We start from the raw sequence: 2,417 nt of genomic DNA, 5'->3' as shown, positions 1-2,417 counted from the left end.
GCCCGCGCCCTGGTGACCCGTCCGGCGGTGCTGTTCGCCGACGAGCCGACCGGCGCGCTCGACTCCCGCTCCGCCCGCACCGTCCTGGACCTGATGCGCCGCCTCGTCGCCGGGGACGGCGGGGGTCAGCGCGCCGGGGACGGCGGGGGCCAGGGCACCGGGAACGGAGGCGGCCAGGGCCCCGGCGGCGAAGGCGCGCCGCAGTGCGTCGTCATGGTCACCCACGACCCGGTCGCCGCCGCGGCCGCCGACGCCGTGGTCTTCCTGCGCGACGGACGCCTCGTGGACCGCCTCATCGGGGCGTCCGCCCGCGACGTCGCCGACCGGCTCGCGACGCTGGAGGGCTGACCGGTGTGGCGGATGTCGTGGAGCACCTTCCGCGAGCGCTGGACGCTGTTCGCGGGCGCGCTGCTGACCGTGGTGTTCGGGGTCGGGCTCGTCCAGGCGTCGGTCATGGTGTCGCTCGGGGCCGAGAACCCGGACATCCCGGCCGGGACGTCGCCGCGCGAGGCCGAGCGGCTCCGGGACGCCTACGAGGGGGCCGGGTCGCTGCTCGGCATGACGGCGATGCTGGCGTGCTTCCTCGCGGTGTTCATCGTCGGCTCGACCTTCGCGTTCACCGTCGCGCAGCGCCGCGCCGACCTGGCGCTGCTGCGCACGCTCGGCGGCAGCCGCCCGCAGGTGGTGACGCTGCTGTTCGGTGAGGCGGTGCTGCTCGGGCTGCTCGGCTCGGCGGGCGGGATCGTGTTCGGGGTCCCGCTGATGTGGGCCCAGGCGTACCTGCTGACCTCGACCGGCATCCTGCCCGGCTCGTTCGCGCCGGTCTGGGACAACGCCGTGCTGATCGGGTCGGTGAGCGCGGGCGTCGGCATGGCGCTGCTCGGCTCGGTCGCCGCGACGATCCGGGCGGCGCGGGTCCGGCCGCTGGAGGCGCTGCGCGACATCGGGGCCGCCGCGCGGGTCATGACCCTCGGCCGGTGGATCTGGGGCGTGACCATGCTCGCCCTGACCGCCCTCATGGTGTCGGCCGAGGGCGAGGCGGACTTCCTCGGCGCGATGCTGATCGCGATGGGCGTGTCCTTCGCCGGGGCGATCGGGCTGAGCTCGCTGAGCCCCCTGGTCGTCCCGCTGGCCGGGCACCTGCTGCGGCCGTTCACCCGGTTCGGGCCGCTCGCCGAGCTCGCCCAGGCCAACCTGCGGGACGGCAAGCGCCGCGCCGCCGCGACCGCCGCGCCGATGATCGTGCTGACCGCGCTGGTCATCGGGCTGATGGCGATGCTCGGCACGCAGGCCAAGGCGGGTGGCGCGGACGTCAAGCGCAGGATCGCGGGCGAGTACGTGGTGACGTCCACCGGCGCGGACGCCGCGAAGATCGCGTCGGTGCCGGGCGTCGGGACGGCGTCCACGGCCACGGTCGCCGACATCGTGCTCACGGTCTCCGGCAGCGAGGACGGCCGGCGGCAGAAGAAGAAGGTCAGGTCCGGGATCATCGCCATCGACCCGGTCGCCTACCAGGCCACGCACACGCTGAAGCCGGTCGCCGGGACGTTCGGCGAGCTGCGGGGGAGGACCGCGATGGCGGGCCCCGGCTCGGCCGAGGAGGGCATCCGGACCGGGACGACCGCCGTCGCCGAGGTCCGCGGCAAGAAGGTGAAGCTCAAGGTCGTCGCGCGGCTGCCCGCGACCCTGGAGAACAACGCCGACGCGTTCTTCGTCCCGCGCACGCTGCTCCCGCCGGACATGCTCGCCGGGGCGGAGGCCGAGACGACCGTCAAGGTCGCGCCCGGCGCGGACCCGGCGGACGTCGCGAACCGGCTGCGGGACCTGCGGATCGGCAAGGTCGAGACCGTCTCCGCCTGGGCGGACGCGCGCGTCGCCCGGCAGATGAAGGAGAACGACAGCGTGATGATGGTCCTGATGGGCCTGTCCGCCGTCTACGCGATCGTCGCGATCGTCAACGCCATGGTCATCGCCGGGACCGAGCGCCGCCGCGAGTTCGCCGTCGCGCGGCTGACCGGGCTGTCGCGCCGCCAGGTCGTCCAGGCCGCGCTGCTGGAGGCGTCCGGGGTGACGTTGATCGGGGTCGGCCTCGGGCTGCTGGTCGCGTTCGCCGCGCTCGGCGGGTTCCTGTTCGGGCCGTCCGGGACGGAGATCCTCGCCATCCCGTGGACGCTGATCCTGCTGCTGGTGCTGGGCGCGTTCGTGATCTCCGGCCTGACCAGCGTCCTCACCACCCGCTCGGCGACCCGTCCCGCCCCCGTCACCCTGGCCGCCGCCCGCGAGTGACCCCCCGCCCCGCACCGCCTGCCCGCCCCGCCCCGCCTGCCCGCCCCGCCCCGCCTGCCCGGCCCCCGCCGCCAGCCCGGTCCGGCCCGTTACGCGCAGCGCGTCCCTCCGGGTGTGCCCCCCCCCCGCGG

The 2,417-nt window shown here is 75.6% G+C and carries 1 protein-coding gene and 1 pseudogene; both read left to right on the top strand.

The annotated features are described in order from the left end of the window. Positions 1 to 348 (top strand): annotated as a pseudogene (locus tag AB0J52_RS36395) (hypothetical protein); the annotation flags it as partial. A 12-nt stretch (positions 349 to 360) separates the two neighbouring features. After that, entirely contained in the window at positions 361 to 2,286 is a 1,926-nt protein-coding gene (locus tag AB0J52_RS36390; RefSeq protein ID WP_500187457.1) for an FtsX-like permease family protein, read from the top strand. Positions 2,287 to 2,417: the final 131 nt, after the last annotated feature.

Origin of the sequence: Spirillospora sp. NPDC049652, from assembly GCF_040675125.1 — a bacterium.
Taxonomy (GTDB): Bacteria; Actinomycetota; Actinomycetes; order Streptosporangiales; family Streptosporangiaceae; genus Spirillospora.
Note: the sequence above shows the minus strand (reverse complement) of the source record. Positions and strands in the feature narration are given on the sequence as shown.

Excerpts from the sequence above, each read along its gene's own strand:
- AB0J52_RS36390 (WP_500187457.1), top strand. The coding sequence starts at position 361 with ATGTCGTGGAGCACCTTCCGCGAGCGCTGGACGCTGTTCGCGGGCGCG.